Source organism: Corynebacterium macclintockiae (genome assembly GCF_027570165.1).
In the GTDB taxonomy this organism is placed as follows: domain Bacteria; phylum Actinomycetota; class Actinomycetes; order Mycobacteriales; family Mycobacteriaceae; genus Corynebacterium; species Corynebacterium macclintockiae.
The window spans coordinates 196,822-215,058 of the sequence record NZ_JAKMUV010000002.1; the positions used below are offsets into that span (position 1 = coordinate 196,822).

Here is an 18,237-nt window from a genome sequence, read left to right on the forward strand (position 1 = left end):
AGGGTGGCGTTAGAGTGGTACGGGTTACCTGCCACACCAGCTAGCTTGTTCAGAAAAGAGGACTGTAGAGCTTTGACATCCACAGAAACTGCCTCCCAGGCGCTGCGCCGACTGATCCGTATCGTCCCCGACTTCCCCTCCCGGGGGATTGTGTTCGAGGACCTAACCCCGGTGCTAGCTGACCCAGAGGCCTTTAGGCTGCTGGTCAAGGATCTGGCGGATCACTGCCGCAACTTCGACATTGACCTCATCGGCGGACTGGACGCCCGCGGCTTTCTGCTGGGTAGCGCCGTGGCCTATGAGCTCGGAGTGGGCATTCTGGCAGTACGCAAAGGTGGCAAACTGCCACCCCCGGTTCACCACGTGGACTACGCTTTGGAATATGGCACGGCTGCTCTAGAGATCCCCGCCGGGGACGCGATTCCGCTGCACGGCAAGAATGTTTTTCTTATCGACGATGTCCTTGCAACCGGCGGTACCCTCAGCGCCTCCCGGGAACTGCTGGAAAAAGCTGGTGCCAACGTGTGTGGCCTCGGCGTGGTGCTAGAGGTAGCCGCGCTGGACGGTCGGGATCGCCTAAAGGATCTGCCGCTCTACGTGGTCGATCAGGCCCGTTAAACTCGTCCCGGCGGCGGAGCCGCGGGTGGCGTCAATAAAAGAGCACGGCACAACTCAATAGATCGAGCTAAAGACTAAGAGGCAGGGTAGAGCGGCAATGAGTAACGAAAAGGGGTCGCTGTGGATGGCGGCTCGCATCGCGCGCAGCCTCACCGGCACCGGTAAACCTAAGATCAACCCTGTGCTGGGGCCGCTGATCTCCGTGCATCGGCGCTTCCACCCGAGAGCCGACCTCGCCCTGCTAAACCGTGCCTACGCCACCGCAGAGAAGCTGCACGAAGGCGTGAAGCGGAAATCGGGCGAGCCATACATCACCCACCCGCTGGCCGTGGCAACCATCGCCGCCGAGATCGGCATGGATACCACCACCGTCGTCGCAGCGCTGCTGCACGACACAGTGGAGGACACGGAGTATTCGCTGGCGGATCTCTCCCGCGATTTCGGCTCCGAGGTCGCGCGCTTGGTGGACGGGGTGACGAAGCTCGACAAAGTGGTGCTGGGCTCTGCGGCGGAGGCAGAGACCATCCGCAAGATGATCGTCGCGATGGCCGAGGATCCGCGCGTGCTGGTGATCAAGGTCTCCGACCGCCTGCACAACATGCGCACCATGCGCTTCCTGCCGCCGGAGAAGCAGGCGAAGAAGGCACGGGAAACCCTAGAAGTTATTGCCCCGCTGGCGCACCGCCTGGGCATGGCAACGGTCAAGTGGGAACTCGAGGATCTGGCCTTTGCGATCCTGTATCCCAAGAAGTACGAAGAGATCGTGCGGCTGGTGGCCGACCGTGCCCCGAAGCGCGACCAGTACCTGGCCAAGGTCAAGCAGGAGATCGAGCTGGCCATGTCCCGCAGCTCGCTGCACGCCACGGTGGAAGGCCGACCCAAGCACTACTGGTCGATCTACCAAAAGATGATTGTGCGCGGGCGCGACTTTGACGAGATCTTCGACCTGGTGGGTGTGCGCATTCTGGTCGATAACGTGAAGGATTGCTATGCCGCTGTCGGTGCGATCCACACGATTTACCAGCCGATGCCGGGAAGGTTTAAGGACTATATTTCCGCGCCACGCTTCGGCGTATACCAGTCGCTGCACACGACGGTGATCGGCCCCGACACTAAGCCGCTGGAGGTGCAGATCCGCACCCACGAAATGCACCACAACGCCGAATACGGCATTGCGGCGCACTGGCGGTACAAGGAAACCCGCGGTAACAACAACAGCGAGTCTCAGGAAGTCGATCAGATGGCGTGGATGCGCCAGCTGCTGGACTGGCAGAAGGAAGCCGCGGACCCCAACGAGTTCCTAGATTCGCTGCGCTACGACCTATCGACGAACCAGATTTTCGTGTTCACACCCAAGGGCGATGCGATTACGCTGCCGAACGGGTCCACGCCCATCGACTTTGCCTACGCCGTGCATACGGAGATCGGCCACCGCTGCATTGGTGCGAAGGTCAACGGCAAGTTGGTGGCGCTGGAATCGAAGCTGAAGACTGGCGACAAGGTGGAGGTGTTTACCTCCAAGGATCAGAACTCCGGGCCGTCGAAGGACTGGATGAACATCGTCGTATCGCCCCGGGCGAAGGCGAAGATCCGCCAGTGGTTCGCCAAGGAACGGAGGGAAGAAGCGGCGGAGAAGGGCCGCGACATGCTGGCGGCCGAGGCGCAGCGCGGCGGGCTGGCAGTGCACCGACTGTTCACCCACGAATCCCTGCGGATGCTGGCCAGCGACCTGAACTATTCGGATGTTGATGCGCTGTACACGGCGATCGGTAGGGGAGAGATCACCCCGGGCCACGTGTGCCACCGCCTGGTAGAGGGCTTGGAGCCGGAGTCCGAGGCGGACGATGTTCTGCAGTCCGGCTCGGCCACCTCAAAGATCGCGAATACTCCGCAGGAGGGGCGCGGCGACGGCTCGGGAATTCTGGTGCAGGGAGAGGCAGACTTCTCGGCGAAGCTGGCGAAGTGTTGCACCCCAGTACCGGGGGACAAGATCTTTGGCTTCATCACCAAGGGCGGGGGAGTCAGTGTGCACCGCACGGACTGCACCAACGCAGAGAAGCTGCATCAGGAACCGCAGCGGATCATCGAGGTCTCGTGGGCCAGCAGCTTCCACAATGCGGTGTTTATGGTCACGATCCAGATCGAAGGCCTGGATCGGAATGGGTTGCTATCCGATGTCACGCGCGTGGTCTCGGAGCAGAAGGTGCCGATCATCGCCACCAATTCGCATACTGCGGGCGATCGGGTGGCGACGATCCGGTTCACGTTCGAGGTCTCGGACACGAAGCAGCTGGGATACATGATGAACCAGCTGCGCAACGTCGAAGGCGTGTACGACGTCTATCGCGTGACCACCGGCGGTTAAGCCGGGAAACGCTAGAGCGCTGAGGCGCCAGGGCACCGATGCACGATGGCGCCGGGGTGCCCGGGCGCTGGTGTGCCCGGTTCTAGCCCAGCACGGCGGACTCGATGTTGATGTCCTCGGTCGGAGCAGCATCGCCCTCCGGAGCCTTCTCCATCAACTTGTCCAGAACCTTCAGCCCAGCCTTGTCGATGGTGCCGAAGATGTTGTAGCTCGGTGGCAGGGTGGTATCGCCGGTGACCAGGAAGAACTGGCTTCCGTTGGTGTTCGGACCGCTGTTGGCCATCGCCAGGGTTCCGCGCTTGTAGTTAACGGGCTGCTGGGCCTTGTCCTTATCCACACCGTTGAGCGGGTATTCGTCAGCGAAGGAGTAGCCCGGGCCGCCGGCACCGCTGGCCTCCGGGTCGCCGCACTGCAGGATCGTCATGGAGTCGGACTTCACGGAGCGGTGGCACTTCGTGGAGTCATAGAACTTCTTCTGCACCAGGTGCTTGAAGGAGTTCGTGGTGCACGGGGAAACACTGTTCTCCAGCTCCAGGCCAACCTTCTGACCGTTCATGGTTAAGGTGACCTTCTCGGTGCCCTGGGACTGGACTCCATCGCCATTCGGCAGCCCGGCCTTGCTGAGCTTGCCCTGAGGGTCCTTCTTGTACTCGCACTTCACCGTCACTCCATAGGGCTCCTTCGGGCCACGCGGCAGAGATGCGGGTTTGATGTCCTTCTCTTCGCTCTGCTTGGTCTGCTCATCCTGCTGTTCGCTCTCTGCGACCTGGTCTTCGTTCTCGTCGGAGCTGTAGGTGGAGGCGAACCAGATACCACCGACAATCACGACCAGTACGGCCAGAGTTGCGGCGACCACGCCCAGCGGCGCGACCTTTGCCTTGCGCTCGCGGGACTTGAGGGCCTTGGATAGCTCGTCCAGCGCCTCGTCGCGGTAGGCGGAGTTAGGGTAGTTATTCTTGTCAGGCGAATCAGACACGTCTTCTAGAGCCTTTCTTGTGCTAGATACGGTGATCCATTATGCCTCATGCGATGCCCGGATAGTGTGAAGGGGGCGAGTGGTTTCGGCGCTTTTCGCTAGGCTGTAGTGGCATGAGCACCGATAGCGCGCCCAGCCCCGTTGACCTTCCGGAGAGCACCCAGATCTTGAGCTTTCCCGCCGGACCTTTCGAAACCAGTTGTTATGTGGTGATTGATGGTTCGGACGCCACCTCGGGGGAAACCTCCCCGGCGGTCGTTATAGACCCTGGCCTGGGTGCTTTTGCCCATATCCAAAGGCTCGCTGAGGAGAATAGGTTCTTCGTGGAGAAGGTCGTGCTAACCCACGGGCACATTGACCACATCCGCGACGCAGGTGCATTCGGAGTGCCTGTGTACGTCCACGAGCTCGACCGCTTTATGCTGGAGATGGATCAGGCGGCCAGCCCGCTGGCGCAGCCTTTCGATGTAGCAAACATGCCGAAGATCGAGGACATCCGCCCTCTGGGGGATTCCATCAGTATCGGTGGCGCGGAGTTCGAGATCCACCACATGCCGGGCCACTCGCCCGGGCACGTGATGTTCCGCGTGAATGGTCTGATCTTCGGTGGGGACGTGCTGTTCCGCGGGGGAGTAGGCCGCACAGATCTGCCGGGATGCTCGCCGGAGGACATGATGCTGAGCCTGAAGAAGCTCACCACTGATTTCGCCGACGGCGACATCGTGTTGCCGGGACATGGCCCGCACACCACCATTGGGGAAGAAAAGCGCACTAATAGCTTCCTGGCAGCAGTGAAATAGCGGTGCAGTACACTGATCTTTTGTGACTGAGAGCGACAAGAAGCAACAGAAGGCCCAGAAGTTCACCGCGCTGAGCGCGCCCAAGGGCGTGCCGGACTACGTGCCGCCGACATCCGCGGAGTTTAAGGCGGTCAAGGATGCCTTTACCAGTGCCGCGCATGCCGCGGGCTACGAGCACGTAGAGCTGCCGATCTTCGAGGAGACCTCACTGTTCGCCCGTGGCGTGGGCGAGTCGACGGACGTCGTGTCGAAGGAAATGTACACCTTTGCAGACCGGGGTGGGCGTTCGGTGACGTTGCGGCCGGAGGGAACGGCGGGCGTCATGCGATCCGTCATTGAACACAACTTGGACCGAGGGCAGCTGCCGGTCAAGTTGGTCTACAACGGTCCCTTCTTCCGCTACGAGCGCCCGCAGGCGGGGCGCTACCGCCAGCTCCAGCAGGTTGGTGTGGAGGCCATCGGCGTGGACGATCCCGCGCTGGATGCCGAGGTCATCGCGCTGGCACACCGCTGTTTTACCTCCATTGGTCTGAACGGCTTCCGCTTGGAACTGACCAGCCTGGGCGATTGGGAGGATCGCCCTGCCTACCGCCAGAAACTCCAGGACTTCCTGGCTACCTTGCCGCTGGATGAGGAAACCCAGCGTCGCGCGCAGCTGAACCCGCTGCGGGTCCTGGACGACAAGCGGCCTGAAATGCAGGAGATGCTGGCCGAGGCACCTTTGATTCTGGATCACCTCAGCGATTCTTCCCGCGAGCACTTTGAGACCGTGACTGGCCTGCTGGATGACCTAGGCGTTGGCTACACCATCAACCCCCGGATGGTGCGCGGCCTGGACTACTACACCAAGACCTGCTTCGAATTCGTTCACGACGGCCTGGGGGCGCAGTCTGGAATCGGTGGCGGTGGCCGCTACGACGGCTTGATGGCGCAGCTGGGCGGGCAGGACCTTTCTGGAATCGGCTTCGGCTTGGGAGTCGACCGAGCCTTGCTGGCGCTGGAAGCGGAGGAGAAGAAGGCGTCCACAGGAAGAAGGGTCGATGTCTACGGCGTGGCACTGGGCGCAGAGGCCAAGCGCCGCATGGTGAGTATCGTCAACGACCTGCGTGGCCGCGGTATTTCCGCCGACATGTCCTACGGCGACCGCGGTCTGAAGGGGGCGATGAAGGGCGCCGACCGCGCAGGTGCGCTGTACGCTCTAGTGCTCGGTGACAAGGAGCTGGCCGAGGGAACAGTGACGGTCAAGGATCTGGCGGCGCACGAACAGCAGCAGATTGATCTGGCAGCGGTGGTGGAGCTGCTGGAGGAAAAGACGGCCGAGGCTTAGAGATGCCATCCGCATCATCGAAGAGGCTGGCTTTACCAACCTGGAGGGCAAGTACGAGGCGGGTCATTCTTACCAGTTCGGTGGCCGTGTCGGCTCGCTGGATCACGTGCTGGCGAATGAAAAGGCTACGAAGCTGACCACCGGCGCTGACGTGTGGGACATTAACGCTGACGAGTCCGTTGCGTTCGAGTACTCTCGTCGCAACAACAACGTGGTTGATTTCTATGAGGAGAACGTGTTCCGCGCGTCGGACCACGATCCGATCAAGGTCGGTTTTAACGCACCGGGTGCGGATCCCAAGCCGGCTCCGGAACCGGGGAAGCCGGGTGGATCCTCTGGTTCCTCCGATAGCTCCAAGCCGGGTCTCGACGGCTCGTCGAAGGCGGGCATCATCACCACGATCATGCTGGGCGTCATCGCACTGGGCACCGCGGGGGCGGGTCTGTGGGGTTGGGTCAACCACCTGATTCCGGCTCACATGGTTCCGAATTGGCTGCGCCCGTTCCTGCCGCCGCAGCGCTAACCACGGGGACTAGCGGCAAACCCGGGCGACTAGCGCTGGAAGTCCTGGTGGCAGGACTTCATGGTGCCGCCCTGGTAGCCGCGCATGAACCATTCCACGCGCATCTTTGAGGATCCGTGGGTCCACTTGTCAGGGTTAACTTCCTGGCCGGCGCTGGACTGGATGGCGTCATCACCAATGGCACGGGCGGTCTTAATTGCCTGCTCGACCTGCTCCTGGGTGAGGGGCTCCAAGAGAGCTCCCTCGCCCTTATCTGCGTTCTGGGCCCACACACCGGCGTAGCAGTCGGCTTGGACTTCCATTTTCACCGCATTGGAGTCCTCGCCTGGATTGTCGTAGTCGCTTAGCCCCAGGTTCCCTTCCAGCTGCTGGATGTGGTGGCCGAACTCGTGGGCGGTGACGTACATCTGCGCGAACGATCCATCGGAACCGCCCATCTGCTTTAGCTCCTTAAAGAAGGGCGTGGACATATACACCGTCTCGTCGCCCGGGCAGTAAAAAGGCCCGGTGTTGGCGAGGTTTGCCGATCCGCACTTGGTACTGGTTTGGCCTTCGGCAATCACAAGCCCCGGCTTGGTGTAATCGATCCCGGCCTCCTCGGGAAGTGCTCGACCCCAGAAATCGTCGACGGAAGTCGCGGTCGCCAGGATTCGGCAGTCGTCGTTCTTATTCGCGTCATCGGCGGTCTTGCAGTGCTCGAAGCCTTCACCCTGCCTACTGTTACTGACGCCCGCACTCTGGTCGGAGGCATTGTTTCCACCCAACATGCCGAGTCCGCCGTTAAAGAGGAACACCAGAATGGCGGCAACGATGATTCCCGGAATGCCGAAGCGGCGGGCGAGGGCGCCAAAAAGTAGGCCGGTAAAAAGGCCACCGCCCCCACCTTGGTTGCCACCCCCGCCCCCGAGGCCGAAACCGCCTCCGCCGGAGCCGCTACCTCCGCGCTGTCCACGGTCGGAATAGTTGTTCAGATTGTTGTTAAAAGTCACAAGTGAATCGTGCCATACCCGGGCGCCGTATACAGCCCTATGGGGACAAGGTAGGCTATAAGGTCGATAAAGGCTAGAAAAGCTGAAAGCTAGAGAGCTTAATACGAGGAAGGACTTATAGGAACGTGCTGCGCACACACCTTGCGGGCGAACTGCGCCCAGAAAATATCGGCGATGAAGTGACCCTGACCGGATGGGTTGGTCGCCGACGCGACCACGGTGGCGTCATTTTCATCGATCTGCGCGACCGCACCGGCGTGGCACAGGTCGTCTTCCGTGAGTCCGAGGTAGCCGAGCGCGCACACGACCTGCGCAGCGAGTACTGCCTCAAGGTCACCGGTGTGGTGGAGGCTCGCCCGGAGGGGTCGGAGAACCCGAACCTGGCTTCCGGCGGCATCGAGGTTAATGTCTCCGAGCTCGAGGTTTTGAACGAGGCTGCGGCGCTGCCGTTCCAGATCGACGATCCCTCATCCTCCGGCGAGGTGGGCGAGGAGACTCGTCTGAAGTACCGCTACCTGGACTTGCGCCGCAAGACCCAGGGCGATGCGCTGCGCCTGCGCTCCCGGGTTAACCAGGCTGCCCGCGGTGTGTTGGCCAACCACGACTTCACGGAGATCGAGACCCCGACGCTGACGCGCTCCACCCCGGAGGGCGCTCGTGACTTCCTGGTGCCGGCGCGTCTGCGCCCGGGCACCTTCTACGCCCTGCCGCAGTCTCCGCAGCTGTTCAAGCAGCTGCTGATGGTGGCTGGCATGGAGCGCTACTACCAGATCGCCCGCTGCTACCGCGACGAGGACTTCCGCGCCGACCGTCAGCCGGAGTTCACTCAGCTGGACGTCGAGATGTCGTTCGTCGACCAGGAAGACGTGATCTCCCTGGCCGAGGAAATCCTGGTGGCTATCTGGAAGGAGATCGGCTACGAGATCTCCACCCCAATCCCGCGCATGACTTACGCCGATGCGATGAAGTACTACGGCTCCGACAAGCCGGATCTGCGCTTCGACATCCAGATCACCGAGTGCACCGAGTTCTTCAAGGACACCACGTTCCGCGTGTTCCAGAACGAGTACGTCGGTGCCGTTGTGATGGAAGGCGGCGCCGATCAGCCCCGTCGTCAGCTGGATGCGTGGCAGGAATGGGCTAAGCAACGCGGCGCTAAGGGCCTGGCCTACATCCTGGTGGGCGAAGACGGCGAGCTGTCGGGCCCGGTGGCCAAGAACATCACCGCCGAAGAGCGCGCAGGCATCGCCGAGCACGTCGGCGCGAAGCCGGGCGACTGCATCTTCTTCGCCGCGGGCGAGACCAAGCCGTCCCGTGCCCTGCTGGGTGCTGCCCGCGGCGAGATCGCTAACAAGCTGGGTCTGATCAAGGAAGGCGACTGGGCCTTCACCTGGGTCGTGGATGCCCCTCTGTTCGAACCGGCTGCAGACGCAACCGCCTCCGGCGACGTGGCCCTGGGCAACTCCGCTTGGACCGCCGTGCACCACGCCTTTACCTCCCCGAAACCGGAATACCTAGACAACTTCGACGAGAACCCGGGCGAGGCCCTGGCCTACGCCTACGACATCGTGTGTAACGGCAACGAGATTGGTGGCGGTTCTATCCGTATCCACCAGCCCGACGTCCAGGAGCGCGTGTTCAAGGTCATGGGAATCAGCGAGGAGGAAGCTCGCGAGAAGTTCGGCTTCCTGCTGGACGCCTTCGCCTTCGGCGCCCCGCCGCACGGCGGTATCGCTTTCGGCTGGGATCGCATCGTCTCCCTGCTGGGCGGCTTCGATTCCATCCGCGATGTCATCGCATTCCCGAAGTCCGGCGGTGGTGTTGATCCGCTGACCGACGCCCCGGGTGAGATTTCCGCGGCACAGCGCAAGGAATCCGGCATTGATTTCAAGCCGAAGAAGGATAAGAAGGCCTAGCCCTGCAAGGCTTATCCCTGCCTGCTAGCAACCCACACGAGGAAATAGGCGAAGAGAAGTGCAATCAGTCGAGTCCACCGTCGAAGCGGCCACAGCTCTACTAGTGGCTCGCTTTGGAGGTTCCCCTGAACTCAGCGATCCGGAGGATCTGGGTGGCAGTGGTTCCTCGATGGTTCTGCGGTGCCGACTTTCCGCCGACCCGTTCCTGCAGGAGCGCACGGTCGTTATCAAGCAGCTGCCGCCGCAGAAGGTCGGCGAGCCCGTGGCAGCTAAGGCCACCGATGGTGGGGAGGACTTCGGTCCGGACGCACTAGGCATGCTGCGCGAGGTTGTGGCCTACCAGTACACCAACACCCTGGCCGAGTCCGTGCGCCCCGGCCCGGTGCTGTTGGCTTACGACATTAACCAGCGCCTGCTGGTGTTGTCGGACGCGGGTGATGGCACCAGCTTCACCGACGTGCTGACGCTGCAGGATTCGAAAGCGCGCACGGGCGCACTGCGCAAGCTGGGGCGTTCCCTGGGCAAGATGCACGCCGCGACCTTCGGTGGCGCCGATTCCTACACCACGCTGATGCGCCGTCAGTGCCAGCGCCATCACATCAGCCCCGAGGCGATCCAGGAATCCGATATCAACGTCGGCGAGCTCATCGAATCGGGTGTGGAGCTGATGACCACCAACGGCCTGACCATCGATCCGGTGGTGCAGCGCTACGCCATGGAGGCCGCGGAGCGCCAGACCAAGTCTGAGTACCAGGTCTTTACTCCGTTCGACCTTGCGCCGGACAATGTGATGCTCACGACCAATGTCGTGTTGCTGGACTACGAATGGGCGGGCTTCCGCGATGCTGCTTTCGACGTCGCGTGCGTGGTCGCGGGCTTTCCGCAGGACAACTCCACCCCGAGCTTGGACGAGCCCGAGACCACGGAGTTCCTGGCCGCCTGGCGCGCGGAGGCGCAACACATCTGGCCGGTGCTCTCGGACGACGAGGTGTTCCACGATTGGGTCATGTCCGCCCTCATCGGCTGGGCTTTCCTGTCGCTGATCATGATGTACTACGGCCGGCTGTCCGTCGCCGAGCACTCCTCCTTCGTCTTCGGCGAGGATCCCGATAACCAGGAAGTCTCGCGCTCTCTTCGCCACATGTCAGAGGAGCAGCTGGAGGATCTTGCCACGACCGTAGAGGCGATCCAGCGTTTCTCCCGTCGCCGCGATTCCAGCAACTTCGAGGCCGTCGGCGCCTTCGCAGGGGTACTGCTGAAGGTTCTGGCACAGCTGGGCGCGTTCCCGCACGAGCGCGCCGACTAGCGAGGCGAGGTCCGAGCCCGTGGATGATCTTTTTTCGCAGCCGGACAAGGGCGCCAGCACCGAGTCCTCGGCAGCCGAGGCCTACTTCCACCCTGGCACCCACGCGCCCTTGGCGGTGCGCATGCGCCCCCGCAACCTGGACGAGGTGGTGGGACAAGACAAGGTGCTGGGACCCGGTTCACCGCTGCGCCGGCTTATCGAGGGGCAGGGCGACACCTCCGTCATCCTCTATGGCCCTCCCGGCACGGGCAAGACCACCATCGCCAGCCTGATCTCCCAGGCCTCCGGTCGCCGTTTCGAGGCCTTAAGCGCCCTGAACTCCGGCGTCAAGGAAGTCCGCGCCATCATCGAACAGGCCCGGAAGCGTCTGCTCCTCGGCGAGCACACCGTGCTGTTTATCGACGAGGTCCACCGATTCTCTAAAACCCAGCAGGATGCTCTCCTCGCCGCCGTCGAGAATCGGACGGTACTGCTTGTCGCCGCCACCACCGAAAACCCGTCGTTCTCCGTGGTCTCGCCACTGTTGTCGCGGTCGCTGTTGGTGCAACTGTCTTCTCTTAGTGACGCCGACATCCGCACCGTGCTCCAGCGCGCGCTCGACGACGAGCGCGGGTACGCCGGTCGTTTGCGCGTGACTTCCGAGGCCATGGATCAGCTTGTTGCCCTGGCCGCTGGGGATGCCCGCCGCAGTTTGACATACCTGGAGGCCGCCGCGGAGGGAGTCGAGCTGGATGGGGAAGATGGCGTGGGGGAGCTGGTGGCGTCCCAAGTAAAAAAGTCCTTGAACAAGGCCGTGGTGCGCTACGACCGCGACGGCGATCAGCACTATGACATCACCAGTGCCTTTATTAAGTCCATCCGCGGCTCGGATCCCGACGCGGCGCTACACTACCTAGCCCGCATGCTCGAAGGTGGCGAAGACCCGCGTTTTATCGCCCGTCGGCTCGTGATTCACGCCAGCGAGGACATCGGCATGGCCGACCCGCAGGCGCTGCAGGTGGCGGTGGCCGCCTATCACGCCGTGAGCTTCATCGGCATGCCGGAAGCGCGGCTTAACCTGGCACAGGCGACGATTCACTTGGCCACTGCGCCGAAGTCCAACGGCGTGATCGCAGCTATCAACGCGGCGATCGGCGATGTGCGGGCGGGCAAGGGTGGTGCCGTGCCAGCCCACCTGCGCGACGGGCACTACCAAGGCGCAAAAGCACTGGGTAACGCGGTGGGCTACGTCTATCCGCACGACGATCCGAAGGGTGTGGTGCCGCAGCAGTACCTGCCCGAAGACCTGCGCGATGCGGTCTATTACCGGCCGACGAACCACGGGCACGAAAAGACCATCGGCGCGCGCTTGAGTAGCTTGAGGGCTATCGTTCGCTCCTTCCTTACCCGGGGGTAGAATAAACGCAATCCGTACACTGTCGACACAAATTGACGAGGTAAAGCCAACGTGCAAACGCATGAGATTCGCCAGCGCTTCATTGAGCACTTCACCAAGGCCGGGCACACCGAGGTGCCAAGCGCTTCGCTGATCCTGGACGATCCGAACCTTCTGTTCGTCAACGCAGGCATGGTTCCGTTCAAGCCTTACTTCCTGGGCCAGCAGAACCCGCCGTTCGAAAGCGGCACGGCTACCTCCATCCAGAAGTGCGTGCGCACCCTGGATATCGACGAAGTCGGCATTACCACCCGCCACAACACGTTCTTCCAGATGGCGGGCAACTTCTCCTTCGGCGCCTACTTCAAGGAAGGCGCCATTACGCACGCCTGGACGTTGCTGACCAACCCGGTAGAGGAAGGCGGCCTGGGGCTGGACCCGGAGCGCCTGTGGGTCACCGTCTTTACCGACGATGACGAGGCCGCGGAGATCTGGAACAAGAAGATCGGCGTGCCCGAGCACAAGATTCAGCGCCTGGGCATGGAGGACAACTACTGGTCCATGGGTATTCCCGGCCCGTGTGGTCCGTGCTCGGAGATTTACTACGACCGCGGGCCGGAGCACGGCCAGGAAGGCGGCCCGATCGTCGACGACACGCGCTACATCGAGATCTGGAACCTGGTGTTCATGGAGAACGAGCGTGGCGAAGGCCTGGGAAAGGGCAACTTCGAGATCGTTGGCAAGCTGCCGAAGAAGAACATTGATACCGGCCTGGGCATCGAGCGCGTGGCCTGCATCCTGCAGGACGTCGACAACGTGTACGAGACCGACCTGCTGCGCCCCGTGATCGACGTTGCCCAGGAAGTAACGGGCGCGAAGTACGGCGCGGACAAGGCCAACGACGTGCGCTTCCGCGTGATCGCCGACCATTCGCGCACCGGCCTGATGCTGATGCTCGACGGCGTGACCCCCGGCAACGAAGGCCGCGGCTACATCCTGCGCCGCCTGCTGCGCCGCATCATCCGCTCCGCCCGCCTGTTGGGTGCTACGGGGGAGACGCTGGAGAAGTTCATGGATACCGTGCGGGAGACCATGACGCCTTCCTACCCGGAGATCGCGGACAACTACGAGCGCATCCGTTCCGTTGCTTTGGCGGAGGAGAAGTCCTTCCTGAAGACCCTGGAATCCGGTTCCCAGATGTTCGACAACTGGGTCACCGGCGCCAAGGAGCGCGGCGAGGACACGGTGCCGGGCGACGTTGCATTCTCCCTGCACGATACTCACGGCTTCCCGATCGACCTGACCCAGGAGATGGCTGCCGAAGCCGGCCTGAAGGTCGACATCGACGGATTCCACAACCTCATGGCCGAGCAAAAGGCCCGTGCAAAGGCCGACAACAACGCCAAGAAGCTGGGGCACGTAGACCAGACGATCTACCGCCCCTTCGTCGACAACCAGCCGACCGTGTTTACCGGCTACGAGAACCTGGCCGACGAGGCCACCGTTCTGGGCATCATCCGCGACGGCGCGCTGGTGGAGACCGCGACCGAGGGTGCGACCGCCCAGGTGATCCTGGACCGCACCCCGTTCTACGCCGAGGCTGGTGGCCAGATGGCTGATCGTGGCGAGATGACCTCCACCTCCGGTGCCGTGCGCGTCGAGGACGTGCAGAAGGTCGGCAAGAAGGTGTGGGTGCACCACGTGACCGTCAGCGGCGGCGAGCTGGCTGTGGGCCAGAAGATTCAGGCCACCGTGGACAAGGCATGGCGCCACCAGGCCCGCCAGGCGCACTCTGGTACTCACCTGATCCACGCAGCGCTGCGCGAGGTGCTGGGACCGACAGCCGTGCAGGCAGGCTCGATGAACAAGCCCGGTTACCTGCGCTTCGACTTCAACTACGGCGAGCAGCTGACCGAGCACCAGCTGGGCCAAATCGAAGAGATCGCCAATGGTGCGGTGGACAGTGATTACCAGGTCAACACCATTGAGACCTCCCTGGAAGAGGCCAAGGCCATGGGCGCCATGGCACTGTTCGGCGAGAACTACGGCACCGAGGTGCGCGTGGTGGAAATCGGTGGTCCGTTCTCCATGGAGCTGTGTGGTGGCATCCACGTGGAGCACTCCTCCCAGATCGGCCCGATCTCCGTCCTGGGTGAGTCCTCCGTCGGCTCCGGCGTGCGCCGCATCGAGGCCTATACCGGCATGGATTCCTTCCGTTTCCTCAGCACCGAAAAGTCCCTGGTCGCGGGTCTGGCTTCCAGCCTGAAGACTCCCAGCGAGGAACTACCCGAGCGCATCGATGCCCTCACCGCCAAGCTGAAGGCCGCCGAAAAGCAGATCCAGCAGCTACGCACCCAGCAGCTCGCGGGTCAGGTCGGCCAGCTGGTCGAGAAGGCCGAGACCATCGGCGAGGTCAAGGTTCTGGCCGAGCAGCTGCCCGAAGGCGTGGCCGCTGGTGACCTGCGCACCCTGGCCATGGACGCGAAGAACCGCCTGGGCTCCGAGCCCGCCGTGGTGGTCTTTGCCTCCGTCGACGGCGAAAAGGTCCCCTTCGTCGCCGCGGTCAACGATGCCGCCGTGGACAAGGGAATCAAGGCCGGTGAGCTGGTCAAGACCTTCGGGGACAAGGTCGCTGGTCGCGGTGGAGGTAAGCCGGCCATGGCGCAGGGCTCTGGTTCGGACGCCGCCGGCATCCCCGCCGCCATCGAGGCAGTCAAGGGCGCGCTGCGCGGTTAACCGCCAACAGGGGAGTTGTCACCGATGCAAACCGAGAAGCCGAATCCCGCCACCGACCCCGGAAGGGGGCGGCGGCTGGGGCTGGACGTGGGGACCGTACGCATCGGCGTGGCGATCTCTGACCCGGACTGCATCCTGGCCACCCCGGTGGAGACGATCCAGGCCAGTGCCGACGACGCTGACGTTCAGCGCGTCGTGGAAATCTGCGAAGAGAACTTCGTCGTGGAAATCGTGGTCGGGCTTCCTGTCGCACTGCGCGGAAATCATACTCAGAGCACCGTCAATGCGGAGGAATTTGCCCGCTTGATTAAAGAGGCACTGCCCGATATTCCTGTGCGCATGGTGGATGAGCGAATGTCTACGATGGCCGCGACACAGGCGTTCCACGCATCTGGCGTCAATAGTAAAAAAGGCCGAAAGAAAATAGACCAGGCGGCCGCAGTACACATCCTGCAGGGGTGGTTAGACACGCGGCGGCGCGCGCTTTCCTAAAATTTATCAATTCGTGAGAAAATGGGCGCTGTATTATCTACACCCGCGTAAATCAACCTGTACGAAAGGCCACCTTTACCTATGGGACCGACCCGTAACATGCAGCCAAAGTTTCGCCGTCGCCGGCAACTCGCCTTGGCGCTAGGGATCGCTCTGGTAGTACTTTTGGTCGGTACCTGCACTTACGTCTGGTATCAGCGCGACGTGGTGGCCGTGCGCGACTACGCAGGTGAGGGCAACGGCAACATTGTGATGGTGCGCGTCAGTCCGGGTGATTCTGTAGACAGTCTGTCCACGCAGCTGGTGGAAAAGGGCGTGGTGGGCTCCCGCCGGGCCCTGATGTCCGCCGCAGAGCGGAAGGAACCCGAACTGCAGGCGGGGTACTACCCCCTGCAGGAGGAAATGTCCGCGGACAAGGCTCTGGAATGGCTGTCCAGTGAAGATCGCCGCCGCGGCGTGGTAGACATTCCGAACGGCTTGACCCTTAAAGACGTGAAGGTCGTCGGCGGTGATAACCGCAAGGGCATCTTCACCCTGATTTCAGAACAGACCTGCCAGGACGAGCACAACTGCGTCTCCGTTGAGGAGTTGGAGAAGGCCGCCGGGCAAACCCCGCCGGAAGAGCTAAACATTGCGGAGTGGGCGCTGGAGCCGGTGAAGGCTCGCGGCGATGACCCGAAGCGCATCGAAGGTTTGATCTCTCCCGGTGTGCACCTGTTCGACCCGACCAGCAGCGCCAAGGACATCCTGGCCTCGCTGCTGGACACCTCCAAGAGCGAGTACGAGGACACCGGGTTGTTGTCCTCCGCACAGGCGGTGGGTCTTAGCCCCTACGACATGCTTGTCGCTGCGTCTCTGGTGGAGCGCGAGGCTCCCGAGGGTGACTTTGACAAGGTTGCCAGGGTGATCCTGAACCGCCTGCACGAGAACCAGAAGCTGGAGTTCGACTCCACCGTCAACTACGACCTGAGCGAGGTCGAGGTCGCCACCACCGACGAAGATCGTAGGCGCCCGACCCCGTGGAACACCTACGCCAAGGAAGGCCTGCCCGAAACGCCGATTTCCTCCCCGGGCCTGCAGGCGATGCATGCGATTGAGAACCCGGCGGACGGCGACTGGCTGTACTTCGTTACGGTGGATCGCAACGGCCGCACGGTGTTCAACCGCGACTTCGATGCCCACGAAAGGGCCATCGAGGAGTCCCGCCGGAACGGCGTGCTGGACTCTAACCGCTAACAGCGGCCACAGTAGGATTTCTCTAGTTTTTCAACCATAGGGGTGTGTGAAAGTATGTCCGCCGCAGGCCTGGTGCTGACGGTAGATGAGTTCCTGGAAAAGTCCGGCCCGCGCTGCGCGGTTCTGGGAAGCCCAATCGAGCACTCGCTGTCGCCGGAGCTGCACACTGTCGGTTACCGTGCCCTCGGGTTGGACATGGACTACTTCCGCGTGGAGGCCGGCGAGTCCCGCGACATCCGCCGCCTTCTCCGCGAATCCGATGCAGACGTCCGTGGTTTCTCCGTGACGATGCCTGGCAAGCAGGCTGCCCTGGAGCTGGCGGACCTGGCGACCAACCGGGCGCAGGAGATCGGCTCTGCCAACACCCTGGTTCCGCAGGGCGATGGTCAGTGGCTGGCGGACAACACTGACGTCGCCGGTGTGGCCAGCTGCCTTTCCTACCTGCGTGGCGATGATCCTCTGCAGGGCACCAACGCGGTGATCGTCGGCAATGGAGGCACCGCGCGCCCGGCGGTCGCCGCGCTGGCGGCAGCTGGGGTTTCCCAGGTCACGGTGCTGGCGCGTTCCGAGCGAGCCCTGAACCTGCAGGCCGTGGTGGAGACGTTGGGCATGAAGTTTTCCTGGTCCCGTTTCGAGGATGCTGACATCGCCCAGACCTGCGCCGATGCGGCCGTGGTTGTGTCGACGATCCCCGCCCACGCTGCCGAGGAGCTAGCGCCCGCTCTGTGCTCTGCCGCCGGTATTGTGGACGTGATCTACGACCCTTATCCCACGCCATTGCTGTCCGCCGCTCGCGCGCAGGGGGTTCCGCATGCCGATGGGCTGCGCATGCTCGCGGGCCAGGCCGAGGAGCAGTTCCGCCTGTTCACGGGGCATTCCGCCCCGGAAGGGATCATGTTGGATACCGTGCTGCGCGCCAAGGGTCAAGACTAATTTTTCTGCCCTGTGGAAAACTCTTGGCTTTCCACAGGGCTCTCTTTCCGCCGGGGTAGAACCGCACTCGCCGTCCGGTCTACCGGTTACTTTCCGAGGTGTGTTCGTTCATTCGTGGCCTGTGGCCTGTTGCTTATTGCTCCTCTTTCTGCCGTGGGGCGTGGCGCTCTTTGTTCTTGACGCCCACACCTCCCGACTACCCAACGTCCTTACCCTGCCAGCCTTCGCGGTCGCCGCAGCGGTGCCCGCGATGATTCCGGGCGCCAATAGTCTGGCTTTCCTAGGAGGCTTAGGTTGGTGTGCGATTGCGTTTGCGCTTCCCGCCGTGCATCCGCGTCTGCTGGCCGGGGGAGGTGATGCGAAGCTGGCGCTATCGACCGGCACGTTGGCTTCGATCGCTGATCCGCTGGGGGCCTTCGTGGCCATGGCTCTCAGTGGCATACTGCACTGTGTTTTCGTATCGCCCGCCGGGGTCGCCCGGGGTGCAGACCGTATCCGGGGCACACCGCACGGCCCGGCGATGTTGGTGGGCAGTGGGATTGTGGTGGTGGCGTCAATAATCCTCATTGCGCCGTGAGCACCGTTAACGCGGTGTTAGTTAATGGGCACGTCAGTGGGGCTAGGGTCGTGTGTGGCCTGTATTAT

At 62.6% G+C, this 18,237-nt stretch carries 15 protein-coding genes; 13 read left to right on the top strand and 2 right to left on the bottom strand.

Annotated features, from left to right (window positions below; translation table 11 throughout):
• Positions 1-72: 72 nt before the first annotated feature.
• Both L8U58_RS02600 and L8U58_RS02605 read left to right on the top strand, forming a co-directional pair.
• Positions 73-618 carry an adenine phosphoribosyltransferase gene (locus L8U58_RS02600; RefSeq protein WP_051892223.1) on the top strand — a complete coding sequence of 182 codons (546 nt, stop codon included), beginning with the start codon at positions 73-75 and terminating at the stop codon, positions 616-618.
• Positions 619-715: 97 nt separating this feature from the next.
• Positions 716-2,983, top strand: coding sequence for a RelA/SpoT family protein (locus L8U58_RS02605; RefSeq protein WP_034976424.1), 2,268 nt, complete (start codon positions 716-718; stop codon positions 2,981-2,983).
• An 82-nt stretch (positions 2,984-3,065) separates the two neighbouring features.
• On the opposite strand, the gene L8U58_RS02610 is transcribed toward L8U58_RS02605, so the two are convergent.
• Positions 3,066-3,959 (bottom strand): peptidylprolyl isomerase, encoded by an 894-nt coding sequence (locus tag L8U58_RS02610; RefSeq protein WP_070551423.1) that lies wholly within the window; start codon positions 3,957-3,959, stop codon positions 3,066-3,068.
• A 113-nt stretch (positions 3,960-4,072) separates the two neighbouring features.
• Between L8U58_RS02610 and L8U58_RS02615 the strand changes: the two genes are divergently transcribed.
• The 3 genes from L8U58_RS02615 to L8U58_RS02625 are packed head-to-tail and all read left to right on the top strand — an operon-like array spanning position 4,073 to position 6,609.
• Entirely contained in the window at positions 4,073-4,759 is a 687-nt protein-coding gene (locus L8U58_RS02615; RefSeq protein WP_070551420.1) for an MBL fold metallo-hydrolase, read from the top strand.
• A 22-nt stretch (positions 4,760-4,781) separates the two neighbouring features.
• The gene (hisS, locus tag L8U58_RS02620; RefSeq protein ID WP_034968168.1) at positions 4,782-6,086 is read left to right on the top strand and encodes a histidine--tRNA ligase; all 1,305 of its coding nucleotides are present in this window, start codon (positions 4,782-4,784) and stop codon (positions 6,084-6,086) included.
• Positions 6,034-6,609, top strand: coding sequence for a hypothetical protein (locus L8U58_RS02625; RefSeq protein WP_269954631.1), 576 nt, complete (start codon positions 6,034-6,036; stop codon positions 6,607-6,609). Before hisS ends, L8U58_RS02625 begins: the two co-directional genes overlap by 53 nt.
• A gap of 29 nt (positions 6,610-6,638) precedes the next feature.
• Here L8U58_RS02625 and ypfJ read toward each other — a convergent pair whose 3' ends face one another.
• Positions 6,639-7,598: a KPN_02809 family neutral zinc metallopeptidase gene (gene ypfJ / locus L8U58_RS02630; RefSeq protein WP_269954632.1), complete on the bottom strand. Its 960-nt coding sequence runs from the start codon at positions 7,596-7,598 to the stop codon at positions 6,639-6,641.
• Positions 7,599-7,723: 125 nt separating this feature from the next.
• Here ypfJ and aspS point away from each other — a divergent pair, with 125 nt between their 5' ends.
• From aspS to L8U58_RS02670, 8 genes are all read left to right on the top strand, one after another.
• Complete coding sequence (aspS, locus tag L8U58_RS02635) at positions 7,724-9,514, top strand: aspartate--tRNA ligase (RefSeq protein WP_269954633.1); 1,791 nt, start codon at positions 7,724-7,726, stop codon at positions 9,512-9,514.
• Positions 9,515-9,572: 58 nt separating this feature from the next.
• Entirely contained in the window at positions 9,573-10,820 is a 1,248-nt protein-coding gene (locus L8U58_RS02640) for a phosphotransferase (protein ID WP_034974472.1), read from the top strand.
• Between the two features lie 19 nt (positions 10,821-10,839).
• Positions 10,840-12,216, top strand: coding sequence for a replication-associated recombination protein A (locus tag L8U58_RS02645; RefSeq protein WP_269954634.1), 1,377 nt, complete (start codon positions 10,840-10,842; stop codon positions 12,214-12,216).
• 51 nt (positions 12,217-12,267) lie between these two features.
• The gene (gene alaS, locus L8U58_RS02650; protein ID WP_034976440.1) at positions 12,268-14,931 is read left to right on the top strand and encodes an alanine--tRNA ligase; all 2,664 of its coding nucleotides are present in this window, start codon (positions 12,268-12,270) and stop codon (positions 14,929-14,931) included.
• A gap of 24 nt (positions 14,932-14,955) precedes the next feature.
• Positions 14,956-15,423: a Holliday junction resolvase RuvX gene (gene ruvX / locus L8U58_RS02655; RefSeq protein ID WP_269954635.1), complete on the top strand. Its 468-nt coding sequence runs from the start codon at positions 14,956-14,958 to the stop codon at positions 15,421-15,423.
• Between the two features lie 99 nt (positions 15,424-15,522).
• Positions 15,523-16,659 (top strand): endolytic transglycosylase MltG, encoded by a 1,137-nt coding sequence (gene mltG / locus L8U58_RS02660; RefSeq protein ID WP_034982147.1) that lies wholly within the window; start codon positions 15,523-15,525, stop codon positions 16,657-16,659.
• A gap of 54 nt (positions 16,660-16,713) precedes the next feature.
• Positions 16,714-17,592, top strand: a complete 879-nt coding sequence (locus L8U58_RS02665; protein WP_269954636.1) for a shikimate dehydrogenase — start codon at positions 16,714-16,716, stop codon at positions 17,590-17,592.
• Positions 17,593-17,713: 121 nt separating this feature from the next.
• A complete protein-coding gene (locus L8U58_RS02670; protein WP_043012135.1) occupies positions 17,714-18,169 on the top strand; it encodes a prepilin peptidase in 456 nt (151 codons plus the stop codon).
• Positions 18,170-18,237: the final 68 nt, after the last annotated feature.